Genomic DNA, 15631 nt, shown 5'->3' on the forward strand with positions numbered 1-15631 from the left:
GACGTGCTGTACATGATGATGTCAGACGTAAMGATAGTTGCACGTGCATCTATGAAGCAGGCCGCAGCCTGCTCTTCTGCGTGTGATTATTGCTGGGCGCTTGCTCCGCCGACGATTTCCGCGATTTCTTGGGTGATCGCAGCCTGACGCGCGCGGTTGTAAGAGAGCGTAAGCTCGCCGATGAGCTTCGTCGCATTCTTCGTCGCATTGCCCATTGCCGTCATCCGGGCGCCGAATTCGCTCGCCTTGCCTTCAAGAATCGCGCTGTACACGACCGTCTCGGCATACTTGGGCAGCAGAACGCTGAGCACGGATTCCGCATCCGGCTCGTACTCGTACTGCGCCGCGGAACCGGTGAACTCATCGGAGCTCAGCGGCAGCAGCTTCTTCATCGTCGGAATCTGGGAAATGGCATTGATGAAGCGGTTGTAGACGATATAGACCTCGTCATAACGGCCTTCCTCAAAGCCTTGAACGGCTTTGTAGGCGACCGGCTTGATATCGCCGTATTTCGGGGAATCGGAGATGCCCGTCACTTCCTCGGCGATGTTCATGCTGCGGCGTGTCAAGTAGGCGCTGCCCTTGCGGCCGACAACGAGAATTTCGTACTCGTCCTTGGACCGGTGTTTCTCGGCGATCGTATTGGACAGCTTGCGCAGTACGTTGATGTTGTAACCGCCAGCGAGTCCGCGGTCCGACGTCACGATCAGGTAAGCTGTGCGCTTCACCTCGCGAGACTGCAGCATAGGGTGACGAATGCTGCCTGCGCCGGCGGCGATGCTGGAGACGACTTCGCGGATCTTGTCCGTGTAAGGACGGGCCGACAATGCCGCCTCCTGCGCGCGGCGAAGCTTCGCCGCAGCGACCATTTCCATCGCTTTGGTGATCTGCTTCATATTCTGCTTGCTCTTGAGCGAGCGCTTGATCTCCCGCATGCCTTTTGCCATTAGTACTCACCACCTTACTTATCGGCCCCATGCCCATAATCAGGCACGGGGACCGGCATCATCGTTCCTTGCTATTAAACCGAACGGGAGAAGCCTTTCTTGAAGTCCTGGATGGCAGCTACAAGAGCTTTCTCGTTGTCGGAGGAGAGGTCTTTGGTATCGCGGATGGAAGTCAGAATCTCCGGCTTGTTGGCATCCACGAAGCTCAGCAGCTCGTCCTCGAAGCGGCGGACGTCCTGAACCGGGATATCATCCACATGGCCGCGCGTGACTGCGAACAGGGAGACAACCTGGCGCTCCAGAGGCATAGGCTGGTTGATGCCCTGCTTCAGGATTTCCAGCGTGCGCTCGCCGCGGTCGAGGCGGGACTTGGTTACTTTGTCCAGATCGGAGCCGAATTGGGCGAATGCCGCCAGCTCGCGGTACTGGGCAAGGTCAAGCTTGAGCGTGCCGGCTACCTTTTTCATCGCCTTCGTTTGAGCGGAGGAGCCTACGCGGGATACGGAGTTGCCGACGTTGACAGCCGGACGCTGGCCGGAGTAGAACAGGTCGGATTCCAAGAAGATCTGTCCGTCCGTGATGGAGATGACGTTCGTCGGGATGTAAGCGGAGATATCCCCGGCTTGCGTCTCAATGAACGGAAGCGCCGTAAGGGAACCGCCGCCGAGCTCGTCGTTCAGCTTGGCCGCGCGCTCCAGCAGACGGGAGTGCAGGTAGAAGACGTCGCCCGGATAGGCTTCCCGGCCCGGTGGGCGGCGAAGCAGCAGGGACAGCTCGCGGTAAGCGGCGGCTTGCTTGGACAGGTCATCGTAGATGACGAGAACATGCTTGCCGTTGTACATGAAGTACTCGCCCATGGAGCAGCCCGTATAAGGAGCGATGTAAAGCAGCGGGGACGGCTCGGAAGCGCTCGCCGTTACGACGATCGTGTAATCCAGCGCGCCTTGGCGGCGGAGGGATTCGACAACCGTACGAACCGTGGATTGCTTTTGACCGATAGCGACGTAGATGCAAACCACGCCGTTGCCCTTTTGATTGACGATCGTATCGATCGCGATTTGCGTTTTGCCCGTCTGGCGGTCGCCGATGATGAGCTCGCGCTGGCCGCGGCCGATCGGAATCATGGCGTCGATCGCCTTGATGCCCGTCTGCATCGGCTCGAATACGGATTTACGGGCCATGACGCCCGGTGCCGGCGATTCGATCGGACGGCTAGCCGTCGTCGCGATCGGACCGTTGCCGTCAAGCGGCTGGCCCAGAGCGTTGACAACGCGGCCCAGAAGAGCGTCGCCTACAGGAACTTCCATGATGCGGCCCGTACGCTTCACTTGGTCGCCTTCACGGATGTCCGTGTACGGTCCAAGGATAACGACACCGACATTGCTCTCCTCAAGGTTGAGCGCCATGCCTACAACGCCGTTGGAGAACTCGAGCAGCTCGCCGGCCATAGCGTTCTCAAGGCCGTGCACGCGAGCGATACCGTCGCCGACTTGGATAACCGTTCCGACCTCGTCGACTTGGATCTCGGATTTATATTGTTCAATCTGCTGCTTAATCAGCGTGCTGATTTCATCAGGTCTGATGCTCAATTTCTTCACCCCTGTCTACAGTGCTTGGGAATTGATTTGCTTGCTCAGGCGGTCCAGCTTGGTGGAGAGGGATCCGTCATAGATCTTGTCTCCGATGCGGACCTTGATGCCGCCCAGAAGGGAAGGCTCGACGACCTGCTCGCCGATGATGCGCCGTCCCGAGATGACTCCGAATTGCTGGAGCACCTTCGCGAGCTCGGCTTCGCTGAGCGCGACTGCCGTATAAACGGTCGCGCGGGATTCGCCGGAAGCTTCGTCGGCAATTCGGCCGTAGGCTTCGCTGACGCTGCCGACCGCCGACTGGCGGCCGCGTTCGATCAGAAGCGTGACCGTATTCAGAACAATAGAGGACACGCGGTCCCCGATTGCTTTTTTGATGATGTCAAGCTTGACGGACGGCTCGATGCCAGGCGTCGACAGGAAACGGGATACGTCTCCGTCGGATGCCAAGCTCCGGCGATCAGCTCAAGCTGCTGGCGCACTTCCGCCACCAGGTTTTGCGTGCTCGCAACATCGTACAGCGCCTGCGCGTAACGTTTTGCGATTACCGTGTCGCGGCTCATTTGCTTCCTACCTCTTTGAGGTAGTTGTCAACGATCTGCTCCTGCGATTTCTCGTCGATCTGCTTCTCGACGATCTTGGATGCAATCGCGACGGACATGCTGCCGACTTCGCTGCGCAGGGAAGCGATGGCTTTGTTCTTCTCGCTCTCGATGTCGCGGACGGCATCTTCTTTGAGGCGGGATGCTTCGGAACGGGCCGTATCGATGATGCTGTCGGCCTGCTTCGAGCTCGTGATCCGAGCCTTTTCGATGATATCGTTCGCTTCTTGGCGGGCTTGCGCCAGAGCTTGCTTCTGAGCTTCCATTTCGGCGGAAGCTTCCTTGCGGCTGTTCTCGGCCGCATTCATCTGCTCAAGTACCATTTGGCGGCGCTGTTCCATGATTCCAAACAGAGGACCGAACGCATACTTGTTCAGCAGCCAGTACAGAATGAGGAACGCGACGATCGCGTACACAAAAGACTCCCAATGCCAGGCCATGACCGCTCTCCTTTCACTTGCCATTCACATACATGCGAGCGCAGCCCGCTGCCTATCAGGCGGGGCCGCCGCTCGAATTACCGGATGCCGCATGAGCTCGAAGCTTTGGGCAATCTCCGATTTTATGACGATGGCGTGGAGGGCAATGCCTTCCCCGCCATGTCGAGTTCAGCAAGATTCTGCTGCTATTAGCTGAAGAATGCGAGGAAGCCGATAACGACGCCGATGATCGGCACGACTTCGACGATACCTACGCCGATGAACATCGTCGTTTGAAGCTTGCTGGCCGCTTCCGGCTGGCGGGAGATGCCTTCTACCGTTTTGCTGACGATAAGACCGTTACCTACGCCCGCGCCTACTGCGCCGAGACCAACTGCGATTGCTGCTGCCAATACTTCCATTGTTTAAAATCCTCCTCTAAATTGGGTGAGTGTGGGTTATTTCAACACCGACCGAAGCCGTGCGGTGACGTCCTCGAAATCAGTTCGGACTGCTGTGGATCAGTGCGCGCCGTCTTCGTCGTGAATGGCGGCTTGCGAGATGTACACCATGGTGAGGATCGTGAACAGGAACGCCTGGATGGCGCCTACGAAAATACTGAAGCCTTGCCAGATGATCATGAACGGCGTACCGATGGCGCCAAGCATGAGGATGGTGGCGATCAGCACCTCGCCCGCGAAGATGTTCGCGAACAAACGGAGAGCCAGCGTGACCGGCTTCGCGATCGTCTCGATGATGTTCAACGGGAAGAAAATCGGGTAAGGCTTGAAGTAATGCTGGAAATAATGCTTGGCGTTCATCTTCACGCCGAGGAAATGGACAAGCAGGAAAACGATGAGCGCGAGGCCCGAAGTCACGGAGAGATCCGCTGTAGGCGATTTCCACCATGCCAGCTCCGCGTGTCCGCCGTGGTGGGCGAGCGTGTCCGCCGTCACTCCCCACATCGGTTCGTGGATTTCAGTCACGATGCCGAAGGGAAGACCGAGCAGGTTGGAAACGAAGATGAAGAGAATCAGCGTCAAGCCTAGGCCAAGAAACGGACGAACCCGGTTCAGCGGCATCGTGCTTGCAATGGTCGAATGAACGAAGTCCACCGCCCATTCCATGAAGTTCTGCGTCTTGGAAGGATTGGCCACCGACAATTTTCGCGTCAGCAGCTTGACCAGAACGAACGTCATGACGGCCGATACCGTAATCGCGATAAATGCTGAAACGTCGATGTTGAGCCCGTTCCAATGGTAAATCGGAAATTCATGCATACCTTATATTTCACCCCTTTCCACGGCGTCGCCGGAGATTGACAAAGAAAGCGCATACCAGTATAACAAAAGGCACCGCAAAACATGAAGCCAAGGCGGAGGGAAGATTGAAATAGTCCGGCTTGCGGTACGCGATCATGACGACGAGCAGCACCATCGCGATTCTGCCGGCCATTCCGGTGCCTGTCTTCCTGGGAGCCTCCCCGGAAGCCATGACCCCGATCCACTCCACCCGCCTGCGAAGAAGAAAGGCATTGAACGATCCTGCCGCTATGCCAAGCAGGCAGCCAGCGGCAACCGTGCGCCAGTCCGGAATCAGAACCCAGATCAGCAGCAGTGCGGCTGCAAGCAGCATGACCGCGGACTTGGTCATCTTGAGCACTTCATTCATTGCTGTCCTCCAGAACCTTTCTGACAATAAAGATGACGGAAACAATTCCTGCCGCCAGTCCGGCGAACACCCCGACGATGATCCAGCCTGGAGTTTCCCCGTAACGTGCTGCGAGCCAATAACCGATGTAGGTGCATATGGCGACATCGATGCCGAGCGCGCCTACAAGCGCAAGCGCCTTCAGCGGGTCTTCTCCCTTGCTCTTTCTGGCCATGGTTTGTCCCCAATCAACCCTCATTATTTTATCCAAGCAATCGAAGGTTTGTCAATTTTGATAATAGCAAACTTTCCGTGAACTTGGGCAAAAAAACCTTGAAATGACGGGATTTTTCGCTTTGGCAAACCATACAGTTGAACTGTATGCTGTGCCGTTGTTGGAGTTGACGCTCTTCTCTCGAAAACTATGAACGTTGTGTGAACGGCTCCGGTCTCTCGCCTCTGCCAAAATGATGCAGGATCGCGGCGACGATTCTCTCCGACGCAGCCCCGTCTCCATACGGATTGGCCGCCTTGCTCATGCGCTCGTACGTTCCCTGGTCGGTAAGCAGCGCGCGGGTCCGCTCATAGACGCGGGTTTCGTCCGTGCCGACCAGCTCCAGCGTTCCCGCCTCGATGCCTTCCGGCCGCTCGGTCGTATCGCGCAGCACCAGCGTCGGAATGCCGAACGAAGGCGCCTCCTCCTGCATGCCGCCCGAATCGGTGAGCAGCAGATACGTATGCGGGAAGAAATTGTGAATCTCGAACACGTCCAGCGGCTCGATCAGCTTGATCCGCGGATGGTCGCCGAGGATCTCCTGCGCCGGTTCTCGCACGGCCGGGTTCGGATGCACGGCGTACACGATGGCGATATCGTCGAATTCATCGGCGATGCGCTTGACGGCGCGGAAGATATTGCGATGCGGCTCCCCTAGCGATTCGCGCCGGTGGGCGGTCATCAGGATGAGGCGCTTGCCGGCAGCCCAGTCCAGCATCGGGTGGGTGAACTCCGGATCCACCGTATACTGGAAGACGTCCGTCGCCGTATTGCCGGTCACATAGATCGCGGATTCTGGCTTGCTTTCCCGGCGCAGATTGCCTGCGGACCAGTCCGTCGGCGCGAAGTGCACGTCCGAGAGAACGCCTGCCAGCTGGCGGTTCATCTCCTCCGGGTACGGGGACATCTTGTTCCAGGTGCGCAGGCCCGCTTCGACATGGCCCACCTGGATCTGCTGCAGGAACGAAGCGTAGCTCGCCAGGAACGTCGTCTGCGTGTCTCCGTGCACGAGCACGATATCCGGACGGGCCTCCTTCAGCACGGGCTCGATCCCCTCAAGCACGCGGACGGTCGTCTCGGTCAGCGTCTGGCGGTCCTTCATGACGTTGAGATCATAATCCGGCTTGATGCGGAAAAGCTCCAGCACCTGGTCCAGAATCTCTCGGTGCTGGGCCGTCACGCAGACGATCGGCTCGATCTGCTCCGAATGCTTCTGCAGCTCCAGCACAAGCGGCGCCATCTTGACTGCCTCCGGCCTCGTGCCGAAGACGGTCATCACTTTCAGCTTCTCCATGCGATTCCTTCTCCCCCTTACTTCGTTCCGAACATCCGGTCGCCGGCGTCGCCAAGGCCCGGAATGATGTAACCCTTCTCGTTGAGCTTCTCGTCTACGGCCGCGGCGTAAATGTCGATCTCGGGATGCGCTTCCTGAACGGCGCGAATCCCTTCCGGAGAAGCGATCAGCACCATCAGCTTGAGCTGGGTGCAGCCGCGCTTCTTGAGCGCCTCGATGGCGGCGTTGGCCGAGCCGCCGGTCGCCAGCATCGGATCGACGACGATGAGCAGCCGCTCCGTCGCGTCTGTAGGAAGATTGATGTAATATTCCGTCGGCAGCAGCGTGTCATGGTCGCGGGAGAGGCCGATATGCCCTACCTTGGCGGCCGGAATCAGCTTGAGGATGCCGTCGACCATGCCCAGGCCGGCGCGCAGAATAGGCACGATGCCGAGCATCCTGCCGGACAGTACTTTGGATTCGGCCACGGCGACGGGAGTTTCCACCCGGATCGTGTCCAGGGGCATTTCCCTCGTGATCTCATAGGCCATCAGCGTGGCTACTTCGTCGACAAGCTCGCGGAAGTCTTTCGTCTTGGTGTCTTTGTCCCGAATATACGTCAGCTTGTGCTGGATAAGCGGATGGTCGCATATGACCAGATTGCCCATGGGGGTTGCCCTCCTGAATTTCGCTAAAATTTGCTTTTCTCCGACAGCAACGGAGCATAATCCCAACTATTATAGCATTCCCCAAGGGCGAGCGCATCAAGCATTGTAGAAGGCAAAATATCGCTGCCCAAAGCAGACGGCTTCAGGCAGCCCCTGCCCTTGCCTCCTCGGCTGCGCATTTCCTGCGCCGGCCGGCCCGGATCCGGTTGCATGGCAGGCATGCGGAAAATAACGAAGTTCGGCTTCTCAGGGCAAGACGGCTGACCCGCTGTCCATGCAAATAACCCCGTCCAGCGGAAAATCCGCCGAACGGGGCTTTTTTTGCCTATTAATACTTGATATCGGTATAGAGCGGGAAGCGGCCTGTGAGCTCGCGCACGATGCCTCGCGCTTTCTCCAGGACGGCCTCGTCCTTCGGACTGCGGAGGGTCATGTCGATGACGTCTGCAATCGTGCGCATCGCGTCTGCGTCCATGCCGCGCGAAGTCGCGGCCGGCGTTCCGATCCGGATGCCGCTCGTGACGAACGGGCTCGTCGGATCGAACGGAATGGCGTTTTTGTTCACCGTGATGCCGACGGAATCGAGCACATGCTCGGCTTCCTTGCCCGTAATGTTCAGGTTGCGGGTATCGAGCAGCATGAGATGGTTGTCCGTGCCGCCGGAGACGATGTTCAGGCCTTTGCCCGACAGGGAATCGGCCAGCACCTTCGCGTTGTCGATGACGTTTTTGGCGTAGGTTTTGAATTCAGGCTGCAGAGCCTCGCCCAGCGCTACGGCTTTGGCCGCGATAATGTGCATCAGAGGGCCGCCCTGCGATCCCGGGAAGACCGCCTTGTCGATGGCAGCCGCCCAGGCTTTGGTCGTGAGGATCAGGCCGCCGCGCGGTCCGCGCAGCGTCTTGTGCGTCGTCGTCGTCACGAAATGCGCATGCGGAACCGGGCTCGGATGCAGGCCGGCAGCCACCAGGCCGGCGATATGCGCCATGTCGACGAAGAAGAGCGCGCCGACGTCCTTGGCGATCCGGCCGATCTTCTCGAAGTCGATGATGCGCGGATAAGCGCTCGCTCCGGCTACGATCATGCGCGGGCGATGCTTGAAGGCCGCCTTGCGGAGGTTGTCGTAGTCGATCGTGAACGTGTCTTCCTCGACGCCGTATGCGACGAAGTTGTAATAAAGGCCGGATGCGTTGACCGGGCTGCCGTGCGTCAGATGGCCGCCATGGGCCAGGTTCATGCCGAGAACCGTGTCGCCAGGCTTAAGGGCAGCCAGGTAAACCGCCATGTTGGCTTGCGCGCCGGAATGCGGCTGGACGTTGGCATGCTCGGCGCCGAACAGCTCCTTCGCGCGGTCGCGCGCGATGTCTTCCACGATGTCGACATGCTCGCAGCCGCCATAGTAGCGCTTGCCCGGATAGCCTTCGGCGTATTTGTTCGTCAGAACGCTGCCCATCGCTTCAAGGACCGCTTCGCTGACGATGTTTTCCGATGCGATCAGCTCGATGTTGTCGCGCTGGCGCTGCAGCTCGAGCCCCATTGCCTTCAATACTTCAGGATCCTGCTTGCGGAGATTTTCCATGTTGGATCAAGTCCTCCCTCATAATGGATGCATCAGTGATTAGAACATCAGTGATTAGAACATCAGTGATTAGAACATCAGTGATTAGAACATCAGTGATTAGAACATCAATGCGAAAACATCAATGCATAAAACATCAATGCCTAAGACAGGGCTGCCTTTCAGTCGCAGCTTCCGGCAGAGCCGGACAACTCCTCCCCCGGAGGCAGCTCGTAGACGGCTCGGGAGCCTCCGATCATCTTCGGCCGGGTGAACGCCATCGTCACACGCGCCTCGCCGATCTGCTTCAGGGAAGGACGCAGAGGCACGGCGACCCGGCGCAAATGCATGCCGATGAGCGTTTCGCCGATATCGATGCCGGCATGAGCCTGTACCGTTTCCACGAGGCATGCATCCGCCAGGCGGCGGTAGGCATAAGCGGCCATGGAGCCGCCGGCGCCAGGCACCGGCACGGCGGCGACTTGCTCCAGTCCAAGCCTCTCGGCAACGGCACGCTCCAGGACGAGCGCCCGGTTCAAATGCTCGCAGCACTGGTATACCGGCGTGAAGCCGATCTCCTTGCGCGCCGCCTCCACGCCGGCAAATATCGCCGCTGCCGCATCCGTGCTGCCCGAGGTGCCGATATGCCTGCCAAGCACCTCGCTCGTGCTGACTCCGAGCACGAGCAGCTGCCCTTCCCGCAGGCGTCCGCCGCCAGCGAGCTCGCGCACAAGCGCTTCGACCCCGGCGGTTATCGCCGCCTCCGGCCCCGATCCATTCGTCATCCCAGCATCCTCCTGTCTCCGCCCTCTTCCGTGTCCGCTGCAAGCAGCTTCCGGAATAAAGGACAAGTTCGCCGTTTCGGTTCTATTATACCGGACCGAAGGCCTTTTAGACGAGACTACCCAAAATGACAAAGAGAGCAACGCGCGCAAAAAAAATTGCGTGCTTGCTCTCTGCCCAGGCGACCGGCCGTATGTTCCGATGCTCCATCGTGGTTATTCCCACTTCGTCGCCAGTCACATCGGAAACCGTGTTTCTTGCTTCATCATAGCTTACACGAAAAGGGAAAGTCAATGATGGATAAGCCTTCTGCCGGGCCTCTTTTTCCCAAACGGAACCGCTGGGGAATACGATGCGCCATCGCCGCCGTTTCCTGTCTCAGGCTGGAAGCGCCGCTTGTCGAACTCGGATTCATGCCGCCCGTTTCGCTAGCCCTGCCCTTCCCCGGAAGGGCCGGCCTGGAATTCCGGCCGCTCCAGCAAGCTCGAGAGCGCCTCGCGGATTTCCTCCGCGCAGCGGGCGTAATCCTCGTAGGAGCCTCCGTACGGGTCGGCGATGTCCGGATGGGGAAGCTGCCTCTCCAGCTCCCGGATCCGCTTTTCCAAAGCGTCGTCGGGACCGCGGCCAAGCGACTGGGCGATCATTCTTTCGCTATAGTGCCTGTCCAGCTCTCCCGCCGCTCCGTCCTGTCCAGGCGAGGCATATTCCTTCAAGGTATGGACTTTCCCGGAAGCTTCCGGCCAATACCTCAGAAGCGCTTGCTTATGGGAGGAAGTCATCGTAAGCACGAGATCGGCCCATTGGAGCAGGCCTCCGCTCGCAGGTGTCGATGAGCCTTATGAGCGATGCCGTTGTTCTCCAGCACTTGAAGCGCATGGCGCGATACAGGCAATCCGTCCACGGTCGATACACCCGCTGAGCGGACTTCAAGCCGCAGCCCCCTCTCAGCCGAAAGCTCCCTGAGGAAGGCCTCCGCCATCGGGGAACGGCAAGTGTTTCCGGTACAGACAAACAAGATGCGCATGGACTTCCTCTCCTTTTCCCTTGAGCGGCTTCCCCTGCCGCCGGGATAACCCTACAGCAGGAAGAGGATGCCGAAAGTAAGTAAAATCGCCCCGCCTGCCGCTTCCCCGTAGCTCCCCAGGCTTTTTCCGATGCGCCGGCCGGCCAGCAGTCCCGCTACCGACATCAGCCCTCCGGCCAGTCCGAACAGCAGGATGGTGAGAATCAGGTCGGCCGCGAACATCCCCAGCGAAATTCCGACGGAGAAGGAATCGACGCTGACGCTCAGAGCGAACAGCAGCATGCCTCCCGCGGTTCTGTGGTCCGCGAAGGACGGCGATTCTCCATCGCCTCTCCAGGCGGCGAGAAGCATATGGCCGCCGAGCAGAATGAGCAGGATTCCCGCAGCGGCCGTCGCAACGTGACCAAGCAGAAAGCTCATGTAATGGCCTGTGTACAGACCCAGAAGCGGCATGACGACATGGAAAATGCCGATAATCAGACTCAGCTTCAAGATGTCCCGGATCCGGATGCCCCTCATTCCGATGCCGACGCCCAGCGAAAAGGCATCCATCCCGAGAGCTAGCGCCATGATCAATAAAGTGAGCAGCTGTCCTTCATGCAGTCCCGCTTCCAACATTTGCGCAATCTCTCCTTACCTACGCTGGCTTGTTCTATCCAGCTTATGCGGACAAGGAGAGAGAATATGACCTGTCCCGGAGAGGCGGACGAGGCGGCACGCAGGAACTGCTTGCAGAGCGGGACGAGGTGTGGAGAATGATCCTGGCCTGCACAGAAGCATGGTAATGGCTCGCTGCGCGGGACGGAGTCAGATACGCCAAGACATAGCTCGCTACGCGGGACGAGGTCAGATGCTTGGACCTGGATCGCTGTGCGGGACAGGGTCAGATGCATAGACCTGGATCGCTGTGCGGGATGAGGTCAGATGCATAGACCTGGCTCGCTGCGCGGGACAGGGTCAGATACGCCAAGACTTAGCTTGCTGAGCGGGACGGGGTCAGATGCTTTGACCTGCTCGCTGGGCGGGAAGGGGTCAGATGCATAGACCTGGCTCGCTGCGCGGGACGGGGTCAAATACGCCAAGACATAGCTCGCTGCGCGGGACGGGGTCAGATTCTTGGACCTGCTCGCTGGGCGGGACGGGGTCAGACGCATAGTCAGCCATTGGCAATTGAGCACATAGCGGAGAACGCGCCGTTTTATCGGACATACGTTCCGCTATTTTGCCCCAAAGCCGGATTCCTTGCATTTATCGGACATACGTTCCGCTATTTAGGAAGAAACCCTCTGTTTTCAATGTATTTCCTGGAAATAACGGATCCTATGTCCGTTAAAATTACTTTAACGCACAATTTGCCCGAAATAACGGATCGTATGTCCGATAGCCGATGAATCTTCAGGAAAAATAGATCGCACTATGGTCAGCCCGCAGATCTCGCTGCGGTCAGCCCGCATCGACCTGCCTGCCGCCGGCGGCCTTCGCCAGCCGGTTAAGCAGAGCAAGACCGATGCCGTCCGACGGGCAGGCTTCGGCCCAAATCCGCTCGGCTCCAAGCTCGTCGAACTCTCGCAGAACGGCGTAAAGCGATCGGGCCGCGCTTTCCAGCTTCCCCAGTGAGCCGCAGGCCAGGACAGCATCGGCCCGGTACGAAGCCGCCGTCTCCTCGTAGGCGAGAATGCCGGTGCGCAGCCCCAGTGCAGATGCCGCATCGGCCTTGGCTTGGATATAGGCGCGCACTGCTTCCGCCGAGCCCGATACGAGGGTCATCTCCCCGCGCGGCGCATAGTGGGCGTATTTCATGCCGGGCGAGCGGGGCGCCGTCGGCTGGGAGGCAGCGGTCTCGGAGACCGCAGACCCGGACACCGGCTGCCCAAAGGCCTCGATGCCGGCTCCGGCATCGAACTCGACGGCGTATCCCGCCGCTCGAAGCTGCTCCGGCGTTACGCCGCCGGGCCTCAAGATGCGGACCGACCGCTCTCCGACAGCCTCGACAACCGTCGATTCCAGCCCGACTCCGGTCGCTCCGCCGTCAAGCACGCCGCCGATCCGCCCGGCCAGATCCTCCAGCACATGCGAGGCCGCGGTCGGGCTTGGCCGCCCCGAGCGGTTCGCTATCGGGTTCAGCTTGCAGGCAGCTTCAGAATGCTTCTCGTGTATGCCGTGCAGGAGATCAGGAAATACACGCCCTGGAGCAGAATGTAGATGCCCATGATGATCAGGCCGTACATCCAGACCGGCGTTCCGATCAGCGTCCCCAAGGCGAACATCGCGAATACGCTGTGGACGATGCCGAGCAGGCAGGGCGCAAGGTACAGGATGCCGACTTGAGCCGCTACCGTGCGGCGCAGCTCGCCGGCGGTGAGGCCGATTTTGCGCAGCGCCTGGAACTGGCTCTGATCCTCCTGCAGCTCGGTGAACTGCTTGAAGTAAAGCAGGCTGCCAGCAGCGACGAAGAACAGGACGCTGATGAAGAGGCCGACGAAAATGGTCAGGCCGATCGACTGCTTCATGTCGCGGTAGCTCTCGACCCTGTAGCTCTGGACAAAGCTCTTCTGCTCTTTGGCGAGCGCCTTTTCGAAAGTTTGGACGGCAGGCAGCGCACGCTCCCAATCGCTAAGCTCGAAGCCGTACGCACGCAGGCGCTCCGCCGATGGAGCCCCGTCCTTCCATGCTTGCAGCGTGGAATCGGGAACGACCAGCAGATAGGTCGCGTCATTTACGGGGCTGAAGACGCTGCCGTACACGAGCTTCTGCAGCTTCAGCTCGAAGCTCGCTCCGCCAGCCTGGCCCGAGACGGTTTCGTTCGGCTTCGTTTTGCTTCCCTTCATTTCCTTATAAGGAAAGCTGATGACGGCCTCGCCCTCGGCAGGATTGACCGCATCGAGCCCGGCCCGCTTGGCCAGCAGGTTGTAGTCGGAAGCCGACACCGCCATCGCCTTGCGGGAATCTTCGGGCTTCCAGCCCGCCGCCGCCGAAGTTAGCCCCTTCGCCACGACGCCCTGGAGCTCCGCCTGCTCGGCGATGCGGCCTCCTCCGTCTTCGAGCAGCTTGCGGGCCTGCGCCGGGTCCATGACCGGATGGCCGTCGCCGCGCTCCACATATCCGACCGTGAACGGAGTATGCTCCAGGATCTGATCGCGCTGCAGCTTCTGGAACACATACACCGTGCTGGCCGCGCTCATGACGACCGCGCTCAGAATCGTGACGACGAACAGCACCCGAGCGTTGTCCTTGATCCGGTAAGACATCTGGGAGATGACGAGCATGTTCGTGCGCTTGTAGAAAATGCCCTTGCTCCGCTTGAGCCGATTCAGTACGGCCACGCTCAGCTGCGTGTAAAGGAAATACGTTCCGAGCGTCGTCAGTCCGATGACCGGAAGCGCGAAAATCAGAAAGTTCATCGGCGTCATCCAGCAGGCCAGCCCATAACCCGCCACGAGGGATGCCGCAGCGAGAATGGACAGCCAGGGCGATGCGGCAGGCGCTTTTTTGGGACGCCTCGCACCGCCGAGCAGCTCGACGATCTGCTGCCTGCCTACGGTCATCGCCGTAATGAGGGCGATCGCGAGGAACAGCAGCAGGAAGCCTCCGCCGGTGAGCAGCACCGCCTGGCCGGGAATGGCGAAGCGGATCGGCACATCGCTCTGCAGCAGCACCTCCAGCGCCATCAGGAACAGCTTGCTGAGCAGGATGCCCAGACCGAGTCCCGCCCCGATGGAGAGCACCGCGATGGCCATGCTTTCGTAGACGACCATCTTGCGGAGCTGGCCTCGTGTCGTGCCGAACAGCGACAGCAGGCCGAACTCCTTCTTCCTCGTCTTGAGGAAGGCCGAGCTGGAGTACAGGACGAAGAAGAACGAGAAGATGACGATCAGATATTCGCAGAATTTCATCATCGGCTTGACCTCGTTGGCATGGACGATATGGCCGCTGGCCACATCGGGATGCATGAGGAAGGAGGCGTACAAATAGAAAATCATGACGGAGAACACGCTGCTGAGGAAAAAGGCGGCGTAGGAGCGCCAGCTGCCCCGGATGTTGTTAAGCGCGAGCGAACGGAACGTCATCGAAATTCCCTCCCAACACGCTGAGCGAGTCCAGAATCTGCTGGAAGAACGCCTGCCGGTTGTCCCCGCGGCGGATCTCCGAGAAGAAGCGGCCGTCCTTGATGAAAATGATCCGCTGGCAGTAGCTGGCGCTGAACGGGTCATGCGTCACCATGAGCACGGTCGCTCCGAGCCGTTCATTGAGGTCCTTCAGCGACTCCATGACGTCCTTGGCCGACTTGGAATCGAGATTGCCCGTCAGCTCGTCGGCCAGCAGCAGCGACGGCTGGTGGATGATGGCGCGCGCGATGGCGGCGCGCTGCTTCTGGCCGCCCGATACTTCGTAAGGGCGCTTCGCCAATATCGGAGCGATGCCGAGCAGAGCCGCCACCGGCTCCAGCGCCGCTTCGATCTTGGACGGGGATGCGCCGTCGAGCACGAGCGGCAGCGCGATGTTCTCCTTCAGGCTGAGCGTGTCGAGCAGGTTGAAATCCTGGAACACGAATCCGAGCTCGCGGCGCCGGAACAGCGCCAGCTTGCGTTCGGACAGGCCGGCCGGATTGATGCCGCGCACCTGGATCGTGCCGGATGTCGGCTTGTCGATCGTCGACAGCAGATTGAGCAGGGTCGTCTTGCCGCTGCCCGACGGGCCCATGATGCCGACGAATTCTCCGGCGCCGACGTTGAGATCGATGCTTTCCAGCGCTTTATAGCTGACCTCGCCTTTGGTGCTGTAGATTTTGCCCAGCGAGTTGACTTCCAGAATGTTCATGTCGTTTGGATCCTCCCGATTCTATCTTG

The 15631-nt window shown here is 59.6% G+C and carries 18 protein-coding genes, 1 pseudogene and 1 riboswitch; all 19 genes and pseudogenes read right to left on the bottom strand.

Translation table 11 applies throughout. From position 1 onward, the window contains the following. Nucleotides 1-86: 86 nt before the first annotated feature. Nucleotides 87-947 (bottom strand): ATP synthase F1 subunit gamma, encoded by an 861-nt coding sequence (gene atpG, locus BN871_RS17165; RefSeq protein WP_048747625.1) that lies wholly within the window; start codon nt 945-947, stop codon nt 87-89. Between the two features lie 74 nt (nt 948-1021). Further along, complete coding sequence (gene atpA / locus BN871_RS17170; protein ID WP_048747627.1) at nt 1022-2536, bottom strand: F0F1 ATP synthase subunit alpha; 1515 nt, start codon at nt 2534-2536, stop codon at nt 1022-1024. A gap of 15 nt (nt 2537-2551) precedes the next feature. Beyond that, a complete protein-coding gene (gene atpH / locus BN871_RS17175; protein WP_021880555.1) occupies nt 2552-2986 on the bottom strand; it encodes an ATP synthase F1 subunit delta in 435 nt (144 codons plus the stop codon). A gap of 47 nt (nt 2987-3033) precedes the next feature. Next, nucleotides 3034-3099: pseudogene (locus tag BN871_RS29730) on the bottom strand (F0F1 ATP synthase subunit delta); the annotation flags it as partial. Then, entirely contained in the window at nt 3096-3578 is a 483-nt protein-coding gene (gene atpF / locus BN871_RS17180; protein WP_048747629.1) for a F0F1 ATP synthase subunit B, read from the bottom strand. The pseudogene BN871_RS29730 and the gene atpF, both read right to left, overlap by 4 nt. Nucleotides 3579-3766: 188 nt before the next feature. After that, nucleotides 3767-3979, bottom strand: coding sequence for a F0F1 ATP synthase subunit C (gene atpE, locus BN871_RS17185; protein ID WP_021880553.1), 213 nt, complete (start codon nt 3977-3979; stop codon nt 3767-3769). Between the two features lie 99 nt (nt 3980-4078). Then, on the bottom strand, nt 4079-4837 hold the full coding sequence (gene atpB, locus BN871_RS17190) for a F0F1 ATP synthase subunit A (protein WP_021880552.1): 759 nt from the start codon (nt 4835-4837) through the stop codon (nt 4079-4081). Between the two features lie 10 nt (nt 4838-4847). Continuing rightward, entirely contained in the window at nt 4848-5228 is a 381-nt protein-coding gene (locus tag BN871_RS17195) for an ATP synthase subunit I (protein WP_021880551.1), read from the bottom strand. Beyond that, nucleotides 5221-5442 carry an AtpZ/AtpI family protein gene (locus tag BN871_RS17200; protein WP_021880550.1) on the bottom strand — a complete coding sequence of 74 codons (222 nt, stop codon included), beginning with the start codon at nt 5440-5442 and terminating at the stop codon, nt 5221-5223. Before BN871_RS17200 ends, BN871_RS17195 begins: the two co-directional genes overlap by 8 nt. 187 nt (nt 5443-5629) lie before the next feature. Next, nucleotides 5630-6775: a non-hydrolyzing UDP-N-acetylglucosamine 2-epimerase gene (gene wecB / locus BN871_RS17205; RefSeq protein WP_048747632.1), complete on the bottom strand. Its 1146-nt coding sequence runs from the start codon at nt 6773-6775 to the stop codon at nt 5630-5632. Between the two features lie 17 nt (nt 6776-6792). Beyond that, a complete protein-coding gene (gene upp, locus BN871_RS17210; protein WP_048747635.1) occupies nt 6793-7422 on the bottom strand; it encodes a uracil phosphoribosyltransferase in 630 nt (209 codons plus the stop codon). Nucleotides 7423-7750: 328 nt separating this feature from the next. Next, nucleotides 7751-8998, bottom strand: coding sequence for a serine hydroxymethyltransferase (glyA, locus tag BN871_RS17215; protein WP_021881034.1), 1248 nt, complete (start codon nt 8996-8998; stop codon nt 7751-7753). Between the two features lie 161 nt (nt 8999-9159). Further along, on the bottom strand, nt 9160-9762 hold the full coding sequence (locus BN871_RS17220) for a TIGR01440 family protein (protein WP_048747638.1): 603 nt from the start codon (nt 9760-9762) through the stop codon (nt 9160-9162). Nucleotides 9763-9928: 166 nt separating this feature from the next. Continuing rightward, a riboswitch (ZMP/ZTP riboswitch) is annotated at nt 9929-10010 on the bottom strand. A gap of 178 nt (nt 10011-10188) precedes the next feature. Further along, the gene (locus BN871_RS29965) at nt 10189-10473 is read right to left on the bottom strand and encodes a hypothetical protein (protein WP_332310232.1); all 285 of its coding nucleotides are present in this window, start codon (nt 10471-10473) and stop codon (nt 10189-10191) included. A 62-nt stretch (nt 10474-10535) separates the two neighbouring features. Continuing rightward, a complete protein-coding gene (locus BN871_RS29970) occupies nt 10536-10784 on the bottom strand; it encodes a low molecular weight phosphatase family protein (protein ID WP_021881031.1) in 249 nt (82 codons plus the stop codon). Nucleotides 10785-10835: 51 nt separating this feature from the next. Further along, the gene (locus tag BN871_RS17235; RefSeq protein WP_048747642.1) at nt 10836-11402 is read right to left on the bottom strand and encodes a manganese efflux pump MntP family protein; all 567 of its coding nucleotides are present in this window, start codon (nt 11400-11402) and stop codon (nt 10836-10838) included. An 825-nt stretch (nt 11403-12227) separates the two neighbouring features. After that, nucleotides 12228-13016 (bottom strand): L-threonylcarbamoyladenylate synthase, encoded by a 789-nt coding sequence (locus BN871_RS17240; protein ID WP_269745437.1) that lies wholly within the window; start codon nt 13014-13016, stop codon nt 12228-12230. Then, complete coding sequence (locus BN871_RS29225) at nt 12905-14851, bottom strand: ABC transporter permease (protein ID WP_048747644.1); 1947 nt, start codon at nt 14849-14851, stop codon at nt 12905-12907. Before BN871_RS29225 ends, BN871_RS17240 begins: the two co-directional genes overlap by 112 nt. Further along, entirely contained in the window at nt 14826-15602 is a 777-nt protein-coding gene (locus BN871_RS17250; protein ID WP_021880094.1) for an ABC transporter ATP-binding protein, read from the bottom strand. The genes BN871_RS29225 and BN871_RS17250 overlap by 26 nt, the downstream gene beginning before the upstream one ends. Nucleotides 15603-15631 lie beyond the last annotated feature (29 nt).

Source organism: Paenibacillus sp. P22 (assembly GCF_000469945.2).
GTDB classification, from domain to species: Bacteria; Bacillota; Bacilli; order Paenibacillales; family Paenibacillaceae; genus Paenibacillus_O; species Paenibacillus_O humicus.